Genomic DNA, 18,017 nt, shown 5'->3' on the forward strand with positions numbered 1-18,017 from the left:
CGCGTGATGTGGGATTTGTTGTTGATGAAATTCCATAGCTGGGTTGGCAGCTGGTTTAGTTAAGTTTTATGCCGGGTGGCGCTGCGCTTACCCGGCGTACGTTTTTTCTCCCTCTCCCTGTGGGAGAGGGCCGGGGTGAGGGCAACAGACCGCACCAAACCAGACCGCACCTGCCTTCACGCCCGGTGGCGCTGCGCTTACCGGGCCTACAAAACACTGCTTCATCTTTATCGTGACCCCCCTCCCAAATCTTCTACGATCCACAGGATCTTTATTTTGTAATCGATTACTTTTTATTTGAACTGTTTTGTAATCGATTACTTTTTCCGGGTGAGGCTTATCATGGTGTCAACTGAAAGTAGTGAAAAGGCGATAGTGCAGCACCGGCTATTGGTGCCGCGGCTGTCGCTGATGATGTTTCTGCAATTTTTTATCTGGGGTAGCTGGTCGGTCACGCTCGGCCTGGTGATGACCCAGCACAACATGTCTCTGCTGATTGGCGATGCGTTCTCCGCCGGGCCAATCGCCTCGATTCTCTCGCCGTTCGTGCTCGGGATGCTGGTGGACCGCTTCTTCGCCTCGCAGAAGGTGATGGCGGTGATGCACCTCGCGGGCGCGGCGATCCTCTGGTTCGTGCCGGGGGCGCTGATTGCCGAGAACGGCGCGCTGCTGATTGGCCTGCTGTTTGGCTACACGCTCTGCTACATGCCGACGCTGGCGCTGACCAACAACATCGCGTTCCATAGCCTGGCGAACGTGGATAAAACCTTCCCGGTGGTGCGCGTGTTCGGCACCATCGGCTGGATCGTGGCGGGCATTTTCATCGGCGTCACCGGCGTGGCGTCCAGCGTTACCATCTTTAAGGTAGCGGCGGCCAGCTCCGTGCTGCTGGCGCTTTACAGCCTGACGCTGCCGCACACGCCTGCGCCCGCGAAAGGCCTGCCGGTGAAGGTGCGCGATCTCTTCTGCGCGGATGCGTTCGCGTTGCTCAAAACCCGCCACTTTTTCGTCTTCTCCGTCTGCGCGATGCTGATCTCCGTCCCGCTCGGCACCTATTACGCCTACACCGCCTCGTATCTGGCGGATGCAGGAATTGCCGACGTCAGCACCGCCATGTCCTTCGGGCAGATGTCCGAGATCGTCTTCATGCTGGTCATTCCGCTGCTGTTCCGCCGTCTGGGCGTGAAGGTCATGCTGCTGATCGGCATGCTGGCGTGGTTCGTGCGCTACGCCATGTTCGCGCTGGGCGTCAGCGAGGAGGGGCGCATTCTGCTGTATCTCGGCATTCTGCTCCACGGTGTCTGCTACGATTTCTTCTTTGTCGTCGGCTTTATCTACACCGACCGGGTGGCAGGCGAAAAGGTGAAAGGCCAGGCCCAGAGCATGATCGTGATGTTCACCTACGGCATCGGCATGCTGCTTGGCTCGCAAATTTCCGGCGCGCTCTATAACCGCCTGGTGGCAGGGCAGACCGTGCCGCAGGCGTGGGTGACATTCTGGTGGATCCCGGCGGTAGCGGCCGCGGCGATCGCGCTGATTTTCCTTCTCACGTTTAAGTATGACGATGACAAGGCGTAACGTTCAGGAGGTGGTATGAGGACGATGAAAGGACCCGGCATTTTTCTGTCGCAGTTTATTGGCGCAGAAGCGCCGTTTAATTCGCTCGACGGGCTGGCTGAATGGGCGGCAGGTAAAGGTTATAAGGCGGTGCAGATCCCCTGCAACCATCCGCACATCTTTGACGTCGAGAAAGCGGCGGAGAGCCAGGCCTACTGCGATGACATCGCCGCTACGCTGGCCGCGCACGGGCTGGTTATCAGCGAGCTGTCTACCCATCTGGAAGGGCAGCTCGTGGCGGTGAACCCCGCCTACAGCGACGCGTTTGACCACTTCGCGCCCGCATCAGTGCGCGGTAACGATGCTGCGCGTCGGGCGTGGGCCACGGAGAAGCTGAAGCAGGCGGCGGTCGCCTCGGCAAGATTAGGTCTGAAAGCGCACGCCACCTTCTCCGGCTCGCTGGCGTGGCCGTTTTTCTATCCGTGGCCGCCGCATAACGAGCAGCGTTTTCAGGAAGCGTTCGAGGAGCTGGCAACCCGCTGGCGGCCAATACTGGATACCTTTGGCGAGCAGGGGGTGGACGTCTGCTTTGAGCTGCATCCCGGGGAAGATCTGCACGACGGCGTGACCTTCGAGCGTTTTCTGGCGCTGGTGGATAACCATCCGCGCTGCAACATCCTCTTTGATCCGAGCCATATGCTGCTCCAGCAGATGGACTATCTGGCCTTTATCGACATCTTCCATGCGCGCATCAAGGCGTTCCACGTGAAGGATGCCGAGTTTCGCCCCAGCGGGCGCAGCGGCGTGTACGGCGGCTACCAGCCGTGGATCAACCGCGCCGGTCGCTTCCGTTCGCCCGGTGACGGGCAGATCGACTTTAAGGGCATTTTCAGCAAGCTGACCCAGTACGACTACGACGGCTGGGCGGTGCTGGAGTGGGAGTGCTGCCTGAAGGATGGCGATACCGGCGCGCGCGAAGGCAGCGAATTTATCCGCCGCCATATCATTCCCGTTTCCGGACGGGCGTTTGATGATTTCGCCGCAGGGGGCAGTCATGATTAACGTCGGGATCGTCGGCAGCGGGTTTATTGGCCCGGCGCATATCGAGGCGCTCAGGCGCCTCGGGTTTGTTCAGGTGGTCGCGCTGTGCGACGGCTCGCTCGTTAAGGCGCAGGAAAAGGCGCGCCTGCTAAACGTACCGCACGCGTACGGCAGCGTTGAGGAGCTGCTCGCGCACCCTGATTTGCACGTGGTGCACAACTGCACGCCGAACCACCTGCACGCACAGGTTAACCGCCAGATCCTGCGCGCGGGCAAGCACGTGTTTTCCGAAAAGCCGTTGTGCATGACGCCTGAGGAGGCGCGCGAGCTGGTGGCGCTGGCGGAGCAGGCGGGCGTGGTGCATGGCGTGAGCTTCGTCTATCGCCAGTTTGCGATGGTGCGTCAGGCGGCGAGCATGCTGCGCGCAAGCAGCCTCGGGCGGATTTTTGCCTCACACGGCAGCTACCTACAGGACTGGATGCTGCTGGAAACCGACTACAACTGGCGGGTGGATGCCGCGCTCGGCGGCGCATCGCGCGCGGTGGCGGATATCGGCTCCCACTGGTGCGACACGGTGCAGTTCGTCACCGGGCGGCGCATTACCGAGGTGATGGCTGATTTATCCATCGTCTGGCCGACGCGCAGGGCCAGCAAGGGCGGGAATCAAACCTTCTCCCATGACGAACAGGCGGAGTATGAAGACAAACCAGTCACGACCGAAGACTTCGGCTCGGTGCTGTTCCGCTTTGACGACGGCAGCAAGGGCTGCTTTAGCGTCTCGCAGGTGAGCGCCGGGCGTAAAAACCGCCTGACGTTTGAGATCAACGGCAGCGAGCTCTCGCTGGCGTGGGACCAGGAGGTGCCGCAGCAGCTGTGGATCGGCCATCGTGCGCAGGCAAACCAGACGCTCACCGACGATCCGGAGCTGATGAACCCTGACGTTGCCGACAGCGCCCATTTCCCTGGCGGGCATATTGAAGGCTGGCCGGATGCCTTCAAAAATATGATGGCGCAGTTCTACCGCGCCGTGCAGGCGGGCGCAATGCCGGAGACGCCGCAGTTTGCGACGTTTCACGATGGCGCAAACGTGATGTATATCATTGATGCCATTGTGAAAAGCCATCAGCAACAGCGCTGGGTACGCGTGGAATGCTGACGCATTGCCCGGTTCGCCGGGCAACAAATTTATGGTAGCCTGCACAAAACGCTAACCGCAGGATGTATCGTCGCTATGTCAATTCAGAAAATCGCTCAGCTGGCCGGGGTCTCCGTGGCAACGGTGTCTCGCGTGCTGAATAACAGCGACACCGTGAAGGCGAAAAACCGCGAGCGCGTTCTGCAGGCGATTCAGGAGAGCAACTACCAGCCAAACCTGCTCGCCCGTCAGCTGCGCACCGCCCGCAGCTATATGATCCTGGTGATGGTGTCCAACATCGCCAACCCGTTCTGCGCTGAAGTGGTGAAGGGCATCGAAGCCGAGGCGGAGAAAAACGGCTACCGCATTCTGCTATGCAACTCCGGCTCGGACATCGAGCGCTCCCGCTCGGGCTTGAGCCTGCTCTCCGGCAAAATCGTCGACGGCATTATCACCATGGACGCCTTCTCGAAGCTGCCGGAACTTGCCGCGCTGATTGGTTCTGCACCGTGGGTGCAGTGCGCCGAATACGCCGATGCGGGCGCGGTCTCCTGCGTCGGCATCAATGATGTGGACGCTTCACAGCATGCCGTTAGCCAGCTGGCCGACGACGGCCGCAAGCGTATCGCGATGATCAACCACGATCTCAGCTACAAATATGCCCGCCTGCGCGAACGCGGCTACAAGAGCGTGATCCACCTGCGGGATCTGGACTATCAGGCGGTGGAGTATGCCAGCGATCTCAGCTCCGGGGCGGGCATGGCGGCGATGCAAAACCTGTTAAAAGATAATCCCCCGGATGCGGTATTTGCCGTTTCCGATACGCTGGCGGCGGGCGCGTTGCGCGCCATTCAGCAGGCAGGTCTGCGGGTGCCGGAGGATATTGCCGTGGTCGGCTTTGACGGTACGGAGCTGGCGGACATGATTTCACTTACCACCATCGAACAGCCGTCGCGGGATATCGGGCGCAAGGCGGTCAATCTTCTCTTAAACAAAATCGACAACCCGGATGCGCCCACGGAAAGGGTAATGATGGACTGGCGCTTTATTTCCCGCGCCAGCACCTGATTATCTGGCAATAACGCCTGCCAGGGAGCGAATATCGTTCCCGGTCGGCGACTGGTGAATACGCAGGCCAAACTCATCCACTACCGCGAAAATATGGTCGAAAATATCGGCCTGAATATCTTCGTATTCCGCCCAGATTACCGTATTGGTAAAGGCATATATTTCAATCGGCAGCCCGTTGGCATCCGGCGCCAGCTGGCGCACCATCAGCGTCATATCTTTACGAATACGCGGATGATTACGCAGATATTCATTCAGGTAAGCGCGGAAGGTGCCGATATTGGTCATCTTGCGCAGGTTTAATACCGATTCCCCTTCGCCGTTCTGCTGATTCCACAGGCTAATTTCCTCATGGCGCGCGGCCAGATAAGGCTTCAGCAGTTTTGCCTGAATCAGCTTCTGCTGCTCCTGCTCGTCGAGAAAATGAATGCTGGTGGTATCGATATTCAGGCTGCGCTTGATGCGTCGCCCGCCGGAGGCGGACATCCCACTCCAGTTGATAAAGGCGTCGGAGACCAGCGCCCACGTCGGAATGGTGGTGATGGTGTTATCGAAGTTGCGTACTTTAACGGTCGTCAGGCCGATGTCCGTCACCGTACCATTAGCGCCGTACTTCGGCATCTCCAGCCAGTCGCCGAGCTTGAGCATGTCGTTGGCGGAAAGCTGAATACCCGCCACAAGGCCGAGTATCGGGTCTTTAAACACCAGCATCAGGACGGCGGCCATCGCACCCAGACCGCTGATCAGAATCGCCGGGGACTGGCCGATCAGCAGGGAGATAATCAATATCCCCACCAGGATAGCGCTCACCAGCTTGATGCCCTGGAAGATCCCCTTCAGCGGCAGCTGCGAGGCGGTCGCCATCTTTTGCGACAGATTAAATATCACGTCCAGCAGCGAGAAGAAGGAGAGCAGGGCATACACCATCACCCACAGCTTCGCGCAGGTGGTGAGTATTTCCGCCGCTTCGCTGCCTTTTTGCAACCACAGTACCGCCTGAACGTTGACGATTATCCCCTGCAGGGTAAAGGCCAGACGGTGAAATAATTTATTCTGGGTAATGATTTGCAGCCATAAATGGCTACTGGCCTGCGCGCGTTTCTCGAATGCGCGCAGCACCAGTTTGTGCAAAATAAAATGAACAATGATGGCGGTGAGAAAAATAATACCAAAGATAATCACTAAAGAGGTGGTGTGATTAATTTCAATCCCTAACTCTTCAACCTGAGCAATTAATTCCTGCATAACGTCTCCTGTATTGTTGCAGCCCCATAATGGCGGCTGCGGATCTATTATGCAAATTCACAGGGTTATTTGGCGGCCTCACAGACCTTCACTACCGGCAGGCAGAGACGATGACGCATGCGCAGCGTCGCCAGCGCCAGGATAACCATCAGGCAGGTTTCCACCGCCAGGAAAAGGGTAATCGCCTGCGCGTAATCCCCGTGGTAATGCTGCAGCCCGTGCAGCAAAATCGCCCCGAAAATGGCCGGTCCCAGACCCAGCGCGGCCTGCTGCAGCGTGCTGAGAATGGCGCTTGCGGCCCCTGCGTCGTCAGGCTGGATATCGCGCATCCCGATGCGGTAGAAGCTGTTTACAATCAGCGCCTGACCGTAGCCCACCAGCCCGGTGGCAGGGGCCAGCGTCAGCGCGGTGTTGTTTACGCCCCAAATCCGGAACGTCGCGATGAGCGCCAGCAGGCCGATTATCTGAATTGCCAGACCCGTCAGCAGAATCGTGCTGGTACTGTAGCGGGCAATCAACCGCGGCGCGAACCAGGCAGAGATAAAATAGGTCACGCCCAAGGCGATAAAGCTGTTCCCGGACTGCCACGGCGCCATCCCCAGACCGGTTTGCATGGTCAGCGCCATACAGAACATAAACCCGGACCAGACGCTGAAAAAGAGCAGCGCAATCACGATGCCAAAGCGAACGCTGCGAAGCTGAAGCAGGCGTGGCGGGATCAGCGGATGGGCATTCTCTCGCTCCTTTTTGCGCGCGTTTCGCGCCATCAGCCAGGCCAGCGGAATAATGGCAAGAAGCATAACCTTCAGCGACCACGGCCAGTGCCACTGGGGACCGAGCGCCATCGGGAACAGCAGGCAGCAAAGAATGAGGGCCAGCAGCACGGTGCCTGTCCAGTCGATGCGCGACGGTGTTTCACGACGGGTTTCCGGCACGTAGCGGCGGCTTAACGCCAGCACCACCAGACAAATCGGCACGTTGATAAAGAAGGCGTTACGCCAGCCCAGCCCGGCGATATCCGCCGACACCAGCCAGCCGCCGCCCATCTGCCCGACGATAAACGCAATCCCGCCAATGCCGCCAAACAGGCTAATGGCTTTCGCGTGGGCGCTACCTTTTAGCGTGACGTGCAGCGTGGCGAGGATCTGCGGCATGATGAGCGCTGCCCCCGCGCCCTGAACGATGCGTGCGGCCAGCAGTTGTTCAATATTTCCCGCCATCCCGCACAGCAGCGAGGCCAGCCCAAAAACGGCCACGCCCCACATAAACAGGCGACGGCGGCCAAGGTTATCCCCCAGCTTGCTGCCGAGCGCAAGGCAGACGGCAAAGGCCACGCCGTAGAGAGCGACAATGAGCTCCAGCTCGGTAGCGGTGGCATGCAGCGAGTGGGTGATGGCGTCCAGCGCCACGTTGGTGATTGAGGTATCAATCATCGGCAGCATCTGGCCGGTTAACAGCAATATCAGGCCTGCGCGACCCGGTGAAACAACTGACGTATTCATGGTAACTCCATTGCGTCATTCATCAGATGGTCGTAGCATCAACCATCTGATAAACGGGTACCAGTTCTTGCTTATACTGGTACTGGCACTACCATGCAGGGGGATTTATGGCCTTGATGTCTGAACCCGTCACCTCACTTCAGGATGACACCCGAAAACAGCTGGGGGCATTTTTACGTGCCCGGCGGGAAAGCCTCGATCCCCAGCGTCTCGGCCTGCCGCGCAGCGGTCGGCGGCGCACGCCGGGCCTGCGCCGGGAAGAGGTGGCGATGCTCGCTGACGTGGGCGTGACCTGGTACACCTGGCTTGAGCAGGGCAGGGACGTCAACCCCTCCAGCGCAGTGATGGCCGCCATCGCAAAAGCGCTGCAGTGCACCCCGACCGAGGCCCGGCATCTTTTCGTGCTCGCCGGCTTGCCGCCGGGTGAAGCCCCGCAGGCGGTCTGCTGCGAGGGCATCAGCGAAGGCACGCGCCGCCTGCTCGATACCCTGATGCCTAAACCCGCCAGCATTCAGAAGCCCAACTTCGACATCGTCGCGTGGAATGACAGCTTCGGGCATCTCATGGGCGTCGATTTCAACGCCATCCCGCCGGAAGACCGCGACTGTATTTATCTGTTCCTTACCCATCCGGCGTGGCGCGCGCGTCTCGGCAGACGCGACGACGTGCTGCCGATTTTCGTCTCCTATTTCCGCGCGGCGATGGCCGAGCACCGGGGCGACCCGCTGTGGGAAGCCAAACTGGCGCGCTTCTTCGCGGTGTCCGAAGAGTTCAAAACCCTGTGGCACCAGCGCAACGACGTGCGCGGCGTGGAGAACCAGCTCAAGCTGTTTACCCATCCAGAACTGGGAGATTTTACGCTGCAGCAGATGTACTGGTACTCCGCGCCGCGAAACGGATCGCGGCTACTGGTGTATCTCCCGGTGGATGAGGCGGGGGAAAGGGCGATGGAATGGCTGGCGGCGCAGGGGAAGTAAGTTTTTTGCGAGGCGCTTTCAGGTAATCAAAGCGGCTCCGGTTCTTCCTGTTAAAAATGGGTAAGGTGGGACACGAAAAGCTAAATTAGCCTTTAATGCAAATTGCCTTATATGCTAATATCATCAGGGATGAAATATCGTGTTCAGACTTATCGTTCATGAGGCGGTAAGGGAAGAGATTCTCTTACTACCTGCTGGGGTGAAGGCGAAGCTGATTCGCCAGCTTGATAAATTGCGTTTAAACCCGACGGCTCTTCGGGAACCTGACAGCAAACCATTGCCGCATGGCCTGTTTGAAATAAGGACCGTTGGGCTGATCCATACCCGAGGTATCTATGTTTACCAGCGGGAAAAGACGATTTTTCTTTTGCGCGTGTTTGTTAAGAAGACGCAAAAAACGCCCTCTGCTGAACTTCGTCTGGCACTGAAGCGACAACAGGAGATGTTGGATGAGCAAGAAGATTATTGACTGGGATGAACTCAGGGCTGAACTGTTAAGCGATTCAGAGGTTCAGGCTTCCTTTGATGCAGAAGAGCGCAAGGAGCGTTTGCGGGAGATGCTGGCGCAATGGCGCAATCATGCTGGCCTGACGCGCGCCCAGGTGGCGGAGCGGATGGGCGTCAGCGCACCAACGGTATCAAGAATGGAAGCGAATATTACCCGGGCGAGTCTCGATACATTAACGCGTTATGCGCTGGTGTGCGGGATAAAGCATCCGCAGATTACGCTCTATTGACGCTTAATCAACTTACTGAATTTACGCGATTTCTATTGGAAGTTAAGTTGACTATACTTATGCGATGAGAAACAACTAATGTCGCCACTAATGATTGATTCCGCAGAGTTCAGCCAAAAACTCGGGCTTATCTCCCGAAACGTCGAACATACCGAAGCATTTCTGGCGCGGGGTACTGCGGATTTTCATCTGCCGGGGTTCTTGCTGCCTGTCGGATACCGGCTTTTAAAATCGCGTTATGGTGATGAATATCGTCTCGTGACGACCGATGACGGTAAGCCTTATACGGCGTATGCCGTGAAGCTTACATTTCACAAAGAAATTACCTTTCCCCACGGTGCCGCCACGCAGGTGATGGTATGGCGCACCCCGCGCGCCGTCCACCAGCGCGTAATAAGCGGATTACCGCAATTATTTTTCCAGTGGGTGCTCAGCGAATACGACATCGTAGTCTCCGACAGCGAGCAAACGGGGGACGGGCAACGGTTCTGGCTGCGCATGATCGACTGGGCGTTCACCATGAACTATCGCATTAGCGTGGCAGACGGTACAGTGGGAGAAGAATGGACGTTAACGCCCGTAAACTCTTACGCCGAGCTGGAAGAGCGCTGGATTGCCTTTGCCTGGGGAAGCGATCGCGATGTACATCCACACCGCAGGCTGGTTATCAGTAAAACGTAACGGGCCGCGTGCAGCGGCCCGTTTGAATCAGCACTCGGTCACAATCGTGCTCAGCGGCAGACGAGACTTCGGCAGCGTGGCGTTAAAATCTTCCACGCTGTGGTGCCCGACCGGGACCACCACCAGGCTGGTGAAGCCTTTCTCTTTCAGGCCAAACTCTTCATCCAGAATCGCCGCGTCAAAGCCTTCAATCGGTACCGCGTCCAGACCCATCGCGCCCACGCCCAGCAGGAAGTTACCGACGTTCAGGTAAACCTGTTTCGCCATCCACTGGTCGTCATCTTTCAGATCCACGCGGTGCATGTCGGCGAAGTAGGTGCGGCCCTTATGGTTCGCGGCTTTAGCTTCCGGCGTGTTGAAACGGCCATCGGCCTCTTCCTGGTCGACAACGCGTTCCAGCCAGGCGTCGTCCATCGCGGTTTTCGCGCAGAACACCACCACGTGAGAGGCGTCCAGCATTTTGCGTTCGTTGAACACGTAAGTGCCTGCGGCGGATTTTGCCACGCGGGCTTTTCCTTCCTCGGTGCTGGCCACAATGAAGTGCCACGGCTGGGAGTTGGTGCTGGAAGGGCTGTACTGCAGCAGGGTTTTGATTTTCTCCGCTTCTTCAGCGGTCAGTTTTTTGGTTGGGTCGAACGCCTTGGTAGAGTGGCGTTTCAGGGCGACAGAAATGATATCCATGACTACTCCTGGTAATGAAATTCGCCCGTGCGCGGGCGCGAAAGGAGAGCAGATTACCGCGCGAAGCGGCAAAAGATAAGTGCGATTCGAGCGGTTATACTGTTCGGCACAGACGAACAATCAGGCAGGGCGTATCCATTTCTGGTCTTTTTTCGGCAGCTTATCGACGACCAGGTTCCACGAATCCTCGATCAGGTCGGCGACCAGTTCTGGCGTGATGTCCTCGGTGCCGTAGAGCGAAATCCAGTGTTTTTTATTGAGGTGGTAGCCCGGCTCAACGCCACGGTAAATCTGCTGATTTAACAGGGATTTTTCCGGGTCGGATTTCAGGCTAACGTGGGGGCGTCCGTGCGCGGTGGCCATCAGCATAAAAATTTTCCCGCCCACCTTAAACACGTCGTACTCGGGGCCAAACGGCCAGCAGTGTTCGGTGAAAGGCATCTCCAGCGCGACGCGTTTTGCGTGCGCCTGCAGGGATTTACTGTCCATCGTTATCCTCCTGAGCCAGCCGCGCCACATGGCTTCAAAACCCAGCGCTTTAAAATCGGTGGCGCGGGACGGATCGCGGGTGGCAAACTCCATGGTGGTTTCCGCCAGCGATAAGAAAAGCGCATCGCCAAACGTTTTGAATTCATCGGACATAAACACCGGGCGCACCGAACGGCGGCATAGCTCGTGAAGTTCCGGAAACATCTCTTTCACCGCCTGTTCCGTTTCAGCGCTCAGCTTTTCACTCACGCCAATCTGGCGGATCGCCGCATGCGCCACGGGGTTACGAATCCCCCAGTCCACGTAGCTGTTCCAGATATTGCGGGTATGCTCTTTAGGAAGCGTGAGGGTGCGATCGAGGTTCGCCAGCATGGTCTGGCAGAGATCCTGCTTGAGGTGCAGGTAAAGGGCATTCAGCAGATCGTCTTTTGTAGCAAAGTAGCGAAACAGCGTGCCTTCAGCGACGCCCGCATTACGGGCAATTAACGCCGTTGAGGCGGCAATACCTGACTGTGCAAATGCCACCGTCGCGGCTTCCAGTAAGGCCTGTTTTTTATCTTCACTCTTCGGACGTGCCACTAAATTTTTCCCCCTTTCAATTATAAAAACCCTGATTGAAACACGTGTTTTGACACGCTGCAACGCGGAATGTCAAAGATCGAAAACGGCTTGACGACTTTATCATCATATCTATAATGAGTGCTTACTCACTCATAATCAAGTTTCCCCCGCGTAAACCATCGGATGGCGCGCGTTTTCGGGTCAGGATATGAAAAAGCCTCTCTTCATCTGCGTGGTGTTCCTCATGATTATTGCTTCAGCTGCGAGTTTACCGTTTGTTCTGAATGCCGGATTTGGCCAGCCGCCGCAGGGTGCGCAGCTCACGGAAGTGGAGGCTTCTCCGCACTATCGCGACGGGAAGTTCCACAACGCGCTCCCGACGCCTGGCTTTACCGGGCAGCAAAACATGCTGGTGGCGTGGTGGCAGTTCCTGACCCGTAAAACCGAAAACGCTCGTCCGGCGCAGCCGCTGCCGCTGGTGAAAACCGATCTGGCGAGCCTGCCTCTGGAGCAGGATACGCTGGTGTGGCTCGGCCACTCCTCGTGGTATATGCAGCTGGCGGGAAAACGCATTCTGATCGACCCGGTCCTCGGCAACTACGCCGCGCCGTTCTCGTTCCTCAATAAAGCGTTTGCGGGAGAGTATCCGTGGCGCGCGGAGAGCATGCCGGAAATCGACCTGCTGATCATCTCGCACGATCACTACGACCATCTGGACTATGCCACCATCCGGGCGCTGCTGCCGAAGGTGAAGCGCGTCGTCACGCCGCTCGGCGTGGGATCCCACCTGCGCTACTGGGGAATGAAGCCTGAAATTATCGACGAACGGGACTGGAACCAGTCGGTGCACATCAGCGATGCGCTGACGGTTCATGTTCTGCCCGCGCGCCACTTCTCGGGGCGCGGCATTAAGCGTGACCAGACCCTGTGGGGCAGCTTCATGTTTGTCACGCCAGAGCAGAAGGTCTACTACAGCGGCGATTCCGGTTATGGCCCGCACTTTAAGGCCATCGGCGAGCAGTTTGGCGAAGTGGATTTAGCCATCATGGAAAACGGCCAGTACGACCAGGACTGGAAGTACATCCACATGCTGCCGGATGAAACGGCGCAGGCCTCGGCGGACCTCAATGCGAAAGCGGTGGTGCCGGGGCATAACGGACGCTTCGTGCTGGCGAAACACACCTGGAACGATCCGCTGATCCAGCTGGCGCGGGCCAGCAAGGACAAAAATTATCGGCTGCTGACGCCGGAGCTGGGTGAGCCGGTCCGGGTGAGCGATAGCACGCAACAATTTCGTGAGTGGTGGGAATAATGTTGAACCAAGAAACAGAGGGGGAGAGCAGCATGACGATTTCCGCTCAGGTCATTGATACGATTGTCGAATGGATCGATGACAACCTACACCAGCCGCTACGCATCGAAGAGATCGCCCGCCACGCGGGTTACTCCAAGTGGCATTTACAGCGGCTGTTTATGCAGTACAAAGGCGAAAGCCTGGGGCGCTACATCCGCGAGCGCAAGCTGCTGCTGGCGGCGCGGGATCTGCGTGAATCTGACGAGCGCGTGTACGAAATCTGCCTGCGCTACGGCTTTGAATCGCAGCAGACGTTTACGCGCATCTTTACCCGCACCTTCCATCAGCCGCCCGGGGCTTACCGCAAAGAGAACCATAGTCGGGCGCATTGAAATTGACGAAACAAAGGCCGGGTAAGGCATCGCTGCTACCCGGCTTTTTTATTGGCCTACGACGCCAGTGAAAACCAGCGGCGCCAGACGAAACGCAGGATGAAGAATTCGATAGCGCCGAGCAGTAAAAACCACACGCAGAACAAAATGGTGTAGAGCTGGTTCAGGTCGACCATATGAAAGGTTTGAACCAGCTTCTGCGCCAGCACCAGACCCAGCGACGGCGCGGGTAGCAGTAAGCAAGAGATCAGGGCCATCAATAAAATGCCCCCCGCAGTCAGCAGCGATTCCAACGGGTGTTTCATCGTAATGTTAATCGTCAGTTAAAAATGTCATTGTCCGGCATCCTTTAACGTAAAGCAATATCAACCCGTCGGCCCTTTTTTAATTAAATAATTCCTTCCCCCGAAGAATAATGCGCGGAAGGAGAATAATTTAATCCTGATGATTAAATTAATATCGCGCTATGTAAATAAATGTCTGCATCACGAAAATAATTTTACAAACATATAGGTGCTATATCCAATTAACGTCGCAATAACAATGGCTGCGACAATGTATAACGCCAGGCGCCGTCCGCGATAAATACCAAACATGGTTCCCCCTCGTTTAGGATTGGTTTAGAAATATTTTGTAAAAATCAGCTCGTCGAAATAATTTTAATCAATTTTGAATAACCCAGTGGTAAATATATTGCGGTAGATCAATTTTACCCGCAAGACTTTAAAATCAATTTATTTAAGCCAGAAAGGAATTCAGGCTTCTGTTCACCGGAAATTGAAGGAAAAATATGATGACTGAAAAAAAATACTCCCCAAACGTGCCGCCTTCCGGCGGGCTGGCATACCAGCAGACCGCAGAGCAGGTGCTTACCCACGTGCAGAGCCAGGCCAGCGGTCTGGATCGTGCAGAGGCGCAGGCGCGTCTGCAAAAAACAGGGCCGAACGCGCTGCCGGAGAAAAAAGGTAAACCCGCCTGGCTGCGTTTCTTAGCCCATTTTAATGATGTGCTGATTTATGTCCTGCTGGCCGCCGCGGTATTAACGGCGGTAATGGGTCACTGGGTCGATACGCTGGTAATTTTGGGCGTGGCGGTCATCAATGCGCTAATTGGCCACATTCAGGAAAGCAACGCGGAAAAATCGCTAAAGAGTATTCGCAATATGCTTTCCAGCGAGGCGCGCGTTATTCGTAACGGCAGCCATGAAACCATACCGACGACGGAAATAGTTCCGGGCGATATTATTGTATTGCGCGCGGGGGATCGGATTCCGGCGGATATGCGTTTAATCGAAGCGCATAATTTACGCGTGGAGGAGGCGATTCTCACCGGTGAGTCCACCGTGGTGGATAAACACACGAATCCGCTGAGCGGCGAATTACCGCTGGGAGACCGCACCAATATGGTCTTCTCAGGAACGACCGTGAGCGCGGGCGGCGGCGTCGGCGTGGTCACCGCGACTGGTAAGGATACGGAACTCGGCCACATCAACCAGATGATGGCGGGCATTGAAAAGCACCGTACCCCGCTGCTGGTGCAGATGGACAAGCTCGGTAAAGCCATCTTCGTCATTATTCTGGCGATGATGGCCGCGCTGTTCGTCTTCAGCCTGATGTTCCGCGAGATCCCGATGGGCGAGCTGCTGCTCTCCCTGATCAGCCTGGCGGTTGCCTCCGTACCGGAAGGTCTGCCGGCGATTATCTCCATCATCCTCTCCCTGGGCGTGCAGGCGATGGCGCGCAAACGGGCGATTATCCGCAAGCTGCCGACGGTTGAAACGCTGGGCGCGATGACCGTGGTCTGCTCGGATAAAACCGGGACCCTGACCATGAACGAGATGACGGTAAAAGCCATCATCACCGCCGACGTCTGCTACCGCGTGGACGGCAACAGCTACGAGCCGGTAGGCAATATCTACCTGGAAGGCAGCGACGAGCCGGTGCAGATCCAGCCAGGCACCGTCCTGGAGCAGTATCTGCGCACCGTTGACCTGTGCAACGACAGCCAGCTGATTCAGGACGAGCGCGGCCTGTGGGGCATTACCGGTGGGCCAACCGAGGGCGCGCTGAAGGTGCTGGCGGCCAAGGCCCACCTCGAGCCGGTGGCGACCACGCTGGTTAACAAGATCCCGTTCGACTCGCAGTACAAGTATATGAGCACCCACTACCAGATTGGCGGTGAGGAGCAGATTTTGATTACCGGCGCGCCGGACGTCATTTTCGCCCTGTGCAACCAGCAGCAGACGCGTAACGGTGCGCAAGCGTTCAACCGCGCGTACTGGGAAACGGAGATGGAGCGCTATGCGCGTCAGGGGCTGCGCATGGTCGCCGCGGCGTTCAAGCCGGCGAACGGCGGGCAGGAGCTGACGCACGACGACCTGAGCCACGGCCTGATCTTCCTCGGCATCGCCGGAATGATGGATCCGCCGCGCCCGGAAGCGATTGATGCGATTAACGCCTGCCAGCAGGCGGGGATCCGCGTCAAGATGATCACCGGCGATCACCCGCAGACGGCGATGAGCATCGGCCAGATGCTGGGGATCAGCAACAGCGAGCAGGCGGTCACCGGCTATCAGCTGGAGAAAATGGACGACGCCGAGCTGGCGGAAGCGGCGGTGAAGTATGACATCTTCGCCCGTACCAGCCCGGAGCATAAGCTGCGCCTGGTGAAAGCGCTGCAGGACAAAGGTGAAATCGTCGGCATGACCGGTGACGGCGTAAACGATGCCCCGGCGCTGCGCCAGGCGGACGTCGGCATCGCGATGGGCATCAAAGGCACGGAAGTCACCAAAGAGGCGGCAGACATGGTCCTGACGGATGATAACTTCGCCACCATCGCCAGCGCGGTGAAAGAGGGGCGTCGCGTTTACGACAACCTGAAGAAAACCATCCTGTTCATCATGCCGACCAACCTGGCGCAGGGGCTGCTGATTGTGATTGCGCTGCTGGCGGGGAACATCATTCCGCTAACGCCAGTGCTGATTTTGTGGATGAACATGGCGACCTCCGCCACGCTCTCCTTCGGCCTGGCCTTTGAGGCCGCCGAGCGCAACATCATGCGCCGCCCGCCGCGCCAGACCGGGCAGCACGTAATGGACGCCTACGCCGTGTGGCGCGTGGCCTTCGTCGGCACCATGATTGCCATCGCCGCCTTTGCGCTTGAAGCCTGGCTGGCCCCGCGCGGGCACAGCGCGGAGTTCATCCGCACCGTGCTGCTCCAGATGCTGGTCTGCGCCCAGTGGGTGTACATGATTAACTGCCGCAACACCGAAGGGTTCTCCCTGAACCGCGGCCTGCTGGCGAACAAAGGGATCTGGCTGGTGACGGGCGTACTGTTCCTGCTCCAGGCGGCCATTATCTACCTGCCGTTTATGCAGATGCTGTTCGGCACCGAAGCGCTGCCGCTGCGCTACTGGTTCGTGACGCTGGCGGTGGCTGGGGTGATGTTCTTCGTCGTCGAAATCGAGAAGCGACTGACCCGCAGGTTCCGTAAGGCTGCATAACGAAAATCTTACCCCTCACCCTAACCCTCGCCCCTTTGGGGAGAGGGCCGGGGTGAGGGGAGAAACAACGCTGAGGTACTCCCATGAAACTTCCACTCCTGTTCGCCCTTCTTGTCAGTACCCTGCAACCCGTCTTCGCCGCCGCGGTCCCCGTTCGCGTCGCCACCGTGGAGCAGACCGCCCACGCCGCCGAGCGCCAGATCCCGGGCCGCATCGAAGCCATTCACACCGTTGAGCTGCGCGCGCGTACGGAAGGCGTGATAACGAAAATCAACTTCCGCGACGGGCAGTACGTGAAAAAAGGCGACGTGCTGTTCGAGCTGGACGACGCCGAGCCGCGCGCTGCCCTGCGTCTGGCGCAGGCTGAAGTGAGAAGCGCTGAAGCCACGCTGCGTCAGGCGCAGCAGCAGCTTTCCCGCTTCGAAAGCCTGGGCAGCAGCAACGCCATCAGCCGTCACGACGTGGACAACGCCCGCATGCAGCGCGACGTGGCGAGCGCCGCGCTGGAGCAGGCGAAAGCCCGGCTCGACACCCGCAGCGTCACCCTGAACTACACCCGCATCACCTCGCCGATTGACGGTCGCGTGGGCCACAGCCAGTTCCACGTGGGCAGCCTGGTGAATCCTGCCAGCGGCGTGCTGGTGGAGGTGGTGCAGCTCGATCCCATCCGCATCGCCTTTGCGCTGGAAGAGGGGGCGTTTGCCACCAAAGTCGGACAGCACGCGGATATCAGCGCCATGAAGCAGGCCTGGCAGGCGCTGATCGACAGCAACGGCCAGCGCGTCGGCGGGGAACTTACCTCCGTGGACAACCGGATCGACCCGCGCACCGCCAGCGTGATGCTGCGCGCCGAGTTTGCTAACCCGCGCCACCAGCTGCTGCCCGGCGGCAACGTGAACGTCTACCTGCGTCCGGCGAGCGAGCAGCCGGTGCTGACGCTGCCTGCCGCCGCGGTTCAGCAGAACGGCGACGGGTTCTTCGCCTGGGTGGTTAACGCCGACGGCAACGCCGAAAGGCGCCCGCTGAACGTGGCCGGCCAGATCGGCCAGCAGTTTCAGATTGCCTCCGGCGTGAAGCCCGGTGAGCGAGCGATTACCGACGGCGCGCAGCGCGTGCAGCCCGGCGCTGCCGTCCAGATACTCAATTAAGGAGCCA

The 18,017-nt window shown here is 58.1% G+C and carries 17 protein-coding genes and 1 pseudogene; 12 read left to right on the top strand and 6 right to left on the bottom strand.

Annotated features, from left to right (window positions below):
• Nucleotides 1-342 precede the first annotated feature (342 nt).
• From IM295_RS12565 to IM295_RS12580, 4 genes are all read left to right on the top strand, one after another.
• Nucleotides 343-1,578, top strand: a complete 1,236-nt coding sequence (locus IM295_RS12565) for an MFS transporter (RefSeq protein WP_193066762.1) — start codon at nt 343-345, stop codon at nt 1,576-1,578.
• A gap of 15 nt (nt 1,579-1,593) precedes the next feature.
• On the top strand, nt 1,594-2,619 hold the full coding sequence (locus tag IM295_RS12570; RefSeq protein ID WP_045260717.1) for a sugar phosphate isomerase/epimerase: 1,026 nt from the start codon (nt 1,594-1,596) through the stop codon (nt 2,617-2,619).
• Complete coding sequence (locus IM295_RS12575; RefSeq protein WP_193066763.1) at nt 2,612-3,754, top strand: Gfo/Idh/MocA family protein; 1,143 nt, start codon at nt 2,612-2,614, stop codon at nt 3,752-3,754. The genes IM295_RS12570 and IM295_RS12575 overlap by 8 nt, the downstream gene beginning before the upstream one ends.
• Nucleotides 3,755-3,829: 75 nt before the next feature.
• Entirely contained in the window at nt 3,830-4,801 is a 972-nt protein-coding gene (locus IM295_RS12580; protein WP_045260719.1) for a LacI family DNA-binding transcriptional regulator, read from the top strand.
• Here the strand turns inward: IM295_RS12580 and IM295_RS12585 are convergent, their stop codons facing one another.
• Both IM295_RS12585 and IM295_RS12590 read right to left on the bottom strand, forming a co-directional pair.
• The gene (locus IM295_RS12585) at nt 4,802-6,046 is read right to left on the bottom strand and encodes a mechanosensitive ion channel family protein (protein ID WP_041911005.1); all 1,245 of its coding nucleotides are present in this window, start codon (nt 6,044-6,046) and stop codon (nt 4,802-4,804) included.
• 65 nt (nt 6,047-6,111) lie between these two features.
• Nucleotides 6,112-7,548 carry an MFS transporter gene (locus tag IM295_RS12590; protein ID WP_193066764.1) on the bottom strand — a complete coding sequence of 479 codons (1,437 nt, stop codon included), beginning with the start codon at nt 7,546-7,548 and terminating at the stop codon, nt 6,112-6,114.
• A gap of 107 nt (nt 7,549-7,655) precedes the next feature.
• On the opposite strand from IM295_RS12590, the gene IM295_RS12595 reads away from it, so the two are divergent.
• The 4 genes from IM295_RS12595 (at nt 7,656) to IM295_RS12610 (ending at nt 9,943) form a co-directional block, all read left to right on the top strand.
• A complete protein-coding gene (locus tag IM295_RS12595; RefSeq protein ID WP_193066765.1) occupies nt 7,656-8,525 on the top strand; it encodes a helix-turn-helix transcriptional regulator in 870 nt (289 codons plus the stop codon).
• Nucleotides 8,526-8,664: 139 nt separating this feature from the next.
• Nucleotides 8,665-8,994: a type II toxin-antitoxin system RelE/ParE family toxin gene (locus IM295_RS12600; protein ID WP_028012246.1), complete on the top strand. Its 330-nt coding sequence runs from the start codon at nt 8,665-8,667 to the stop codon at nt 8,992-8,994.
• Nucleotides 8,975-9,262, top strand: a complete 288-nt coding sequence (locus IM295_RS12605) for a helix-turn-helix domain-containing protein (protein ID WP_028012247.1) — start codon at nt 8,975-8,977, stop codon at nt 9,260-9,262. The genes IM295_RS12600 and IM295_RS12605 overlap by 20 nt, the downstream gene beginning before the upstream one ends.
• Nucleotides 9,263-9,340: 78 nt before the next feature.
• Complete coding sequence (locus tag IM295_RS12610) at nt 9,341-9,943, top strand: hypothetical protein (RefSeq protein ID WP_045260722.1); 603 nt, start codon at nt 9,341-9,343, stop codon at nt 9,941-9,943.
• A gap of 27 nt (nt 9,944-9,970) precedes the next feature.
• On the opposite strand, the gene nfsB is transcribed toward IM295_RS12610, so the two are convergent.
• The 3 genes and pseudogenes from nfsB to IM295_RS12625 form a co-directional block, all read right to left on the bottom strand.
• The gene (nfsB, locus tag IM295_RS12615; RefSeq protein WP_047367650.1) at nt 9,971-10,624 is read right to left on the bottom strand and encodes an oxygen-insensitive NAD(P)H nitroreductase; all 654 of its coding nucleotides are present in this window, start codon (nt 10,622-10,624) and stop codon (nt 9,971-9,973) included.
• Between the two features lie 120 nt (nt 10,625-10,744).
• On the bottom strand, nt 10,745-11,113 hold the full coding sequence (locus IM295_RS12620; RefSeq protein WP_028012250.1) for an MmcQ/YjbR family DNA-binding protein: 369 nt from the start codon (nt 11,111-11,113) through the stop codon (nt 10,745-10,747).
• Nucleotides 11,103-11,692, bottom strand: a pseudogene (locus IM295_RS12625) (TetR/AcrR family transcriptional regulator). The gene IM295_RS12620 and the pseudogene IM295_RS12625 overlap by 11 nt, the downstream one beginning before the upstream one ends.
• Nucleotides 11,693-11,882: 190 nt before the next feature.
• On the opposite strand from IM295_RS12625, the gene IM295_RS12630 reads away from it, so the two are divergent.
• Together IM295_RS12630 and IM295_RS12635 are read left to right on the top strand one after the other, a co-directional pair.
• Entirely contained in the window at nt 11,883-12,986 is a 1,104-nt protein-coding gene (locus IM295_RS12630) for a RomA family MBL fold metallo-hydrolase (RefSeq protein WP_048960930.1), read from the top strand.
• A gap of 32 nt (nt 12,987-13,018) precedes the next feature.
• Nucleotides 13,019-13,360, top strand: a complete 342-nt coding sequence (locus IM295_RS12635; RefSeq protein ID WP_028012253.1) for a RamA family antibiotic efflux transcriptional regulator — start codon at nt 13,019-13,021, stop codon at nt 13,358-13,360.
• A gap of 56 nt (nt 13,361-13,416) precedes the next feature.
• Here IM295_RS12635 and IM295_RS12640 read toward each other — a convergent pair whose 3' ends face one another.
• Nucleotides 13,417-13,665, bottom strand: coding sequence for a DUF1158 domain-containing protein (locus IM295_RS12640; protein WP_041910998.1), 249 nt, complete (start codon nt 13,663-13,665; stop codon nt 13,417-13,419).
• A gap of 488 nt (nt 13,666-14,153) precedes the next feature.
• Here IM295_RS12640 and IM295_RS12645 point away from each other — a divergent pair, with 488 nt between their 5' ends.
• Together IM295_RS12645 and IM295_RS12650 are read left to right on the top strand one after the other, a co-directional pair.
• A complete protein-coding gene (locus IM295_RS12645; protein ID WP_193066813.1) occupies nt 14,154-16,862 on the top strand; it encodes a cation-transporting P-type ATPase in 2,709 nt (902 codons plus the stop codon).
• Nucleotides 16,863-16,945: 83 nt separating this feature from the next.
• A complete protein-coding gene (locus IM295_RS12650; protein ID WP_028012255.1) occupies nt 16,946-18,010 on the top strand; it encodes an efflux RND transporter periplasmic adaptor subunit in 1,065 nt (354 codons plus the stop codon).
• Nucleotides 18,011-18,017 lie beyond the last annotated feature (7 nt).

Origin of the sequence: Enterobacter cloacae complex sp. P14RS (assembly GCF_014895895.1) — a bacterium.
Lineage (GTDB): Bacteria > Pseudomonadota > Gammaproteobacteria > Enterobacterales > Enterobacteriaceae > Enterobacter > Enterobacter bugandensis.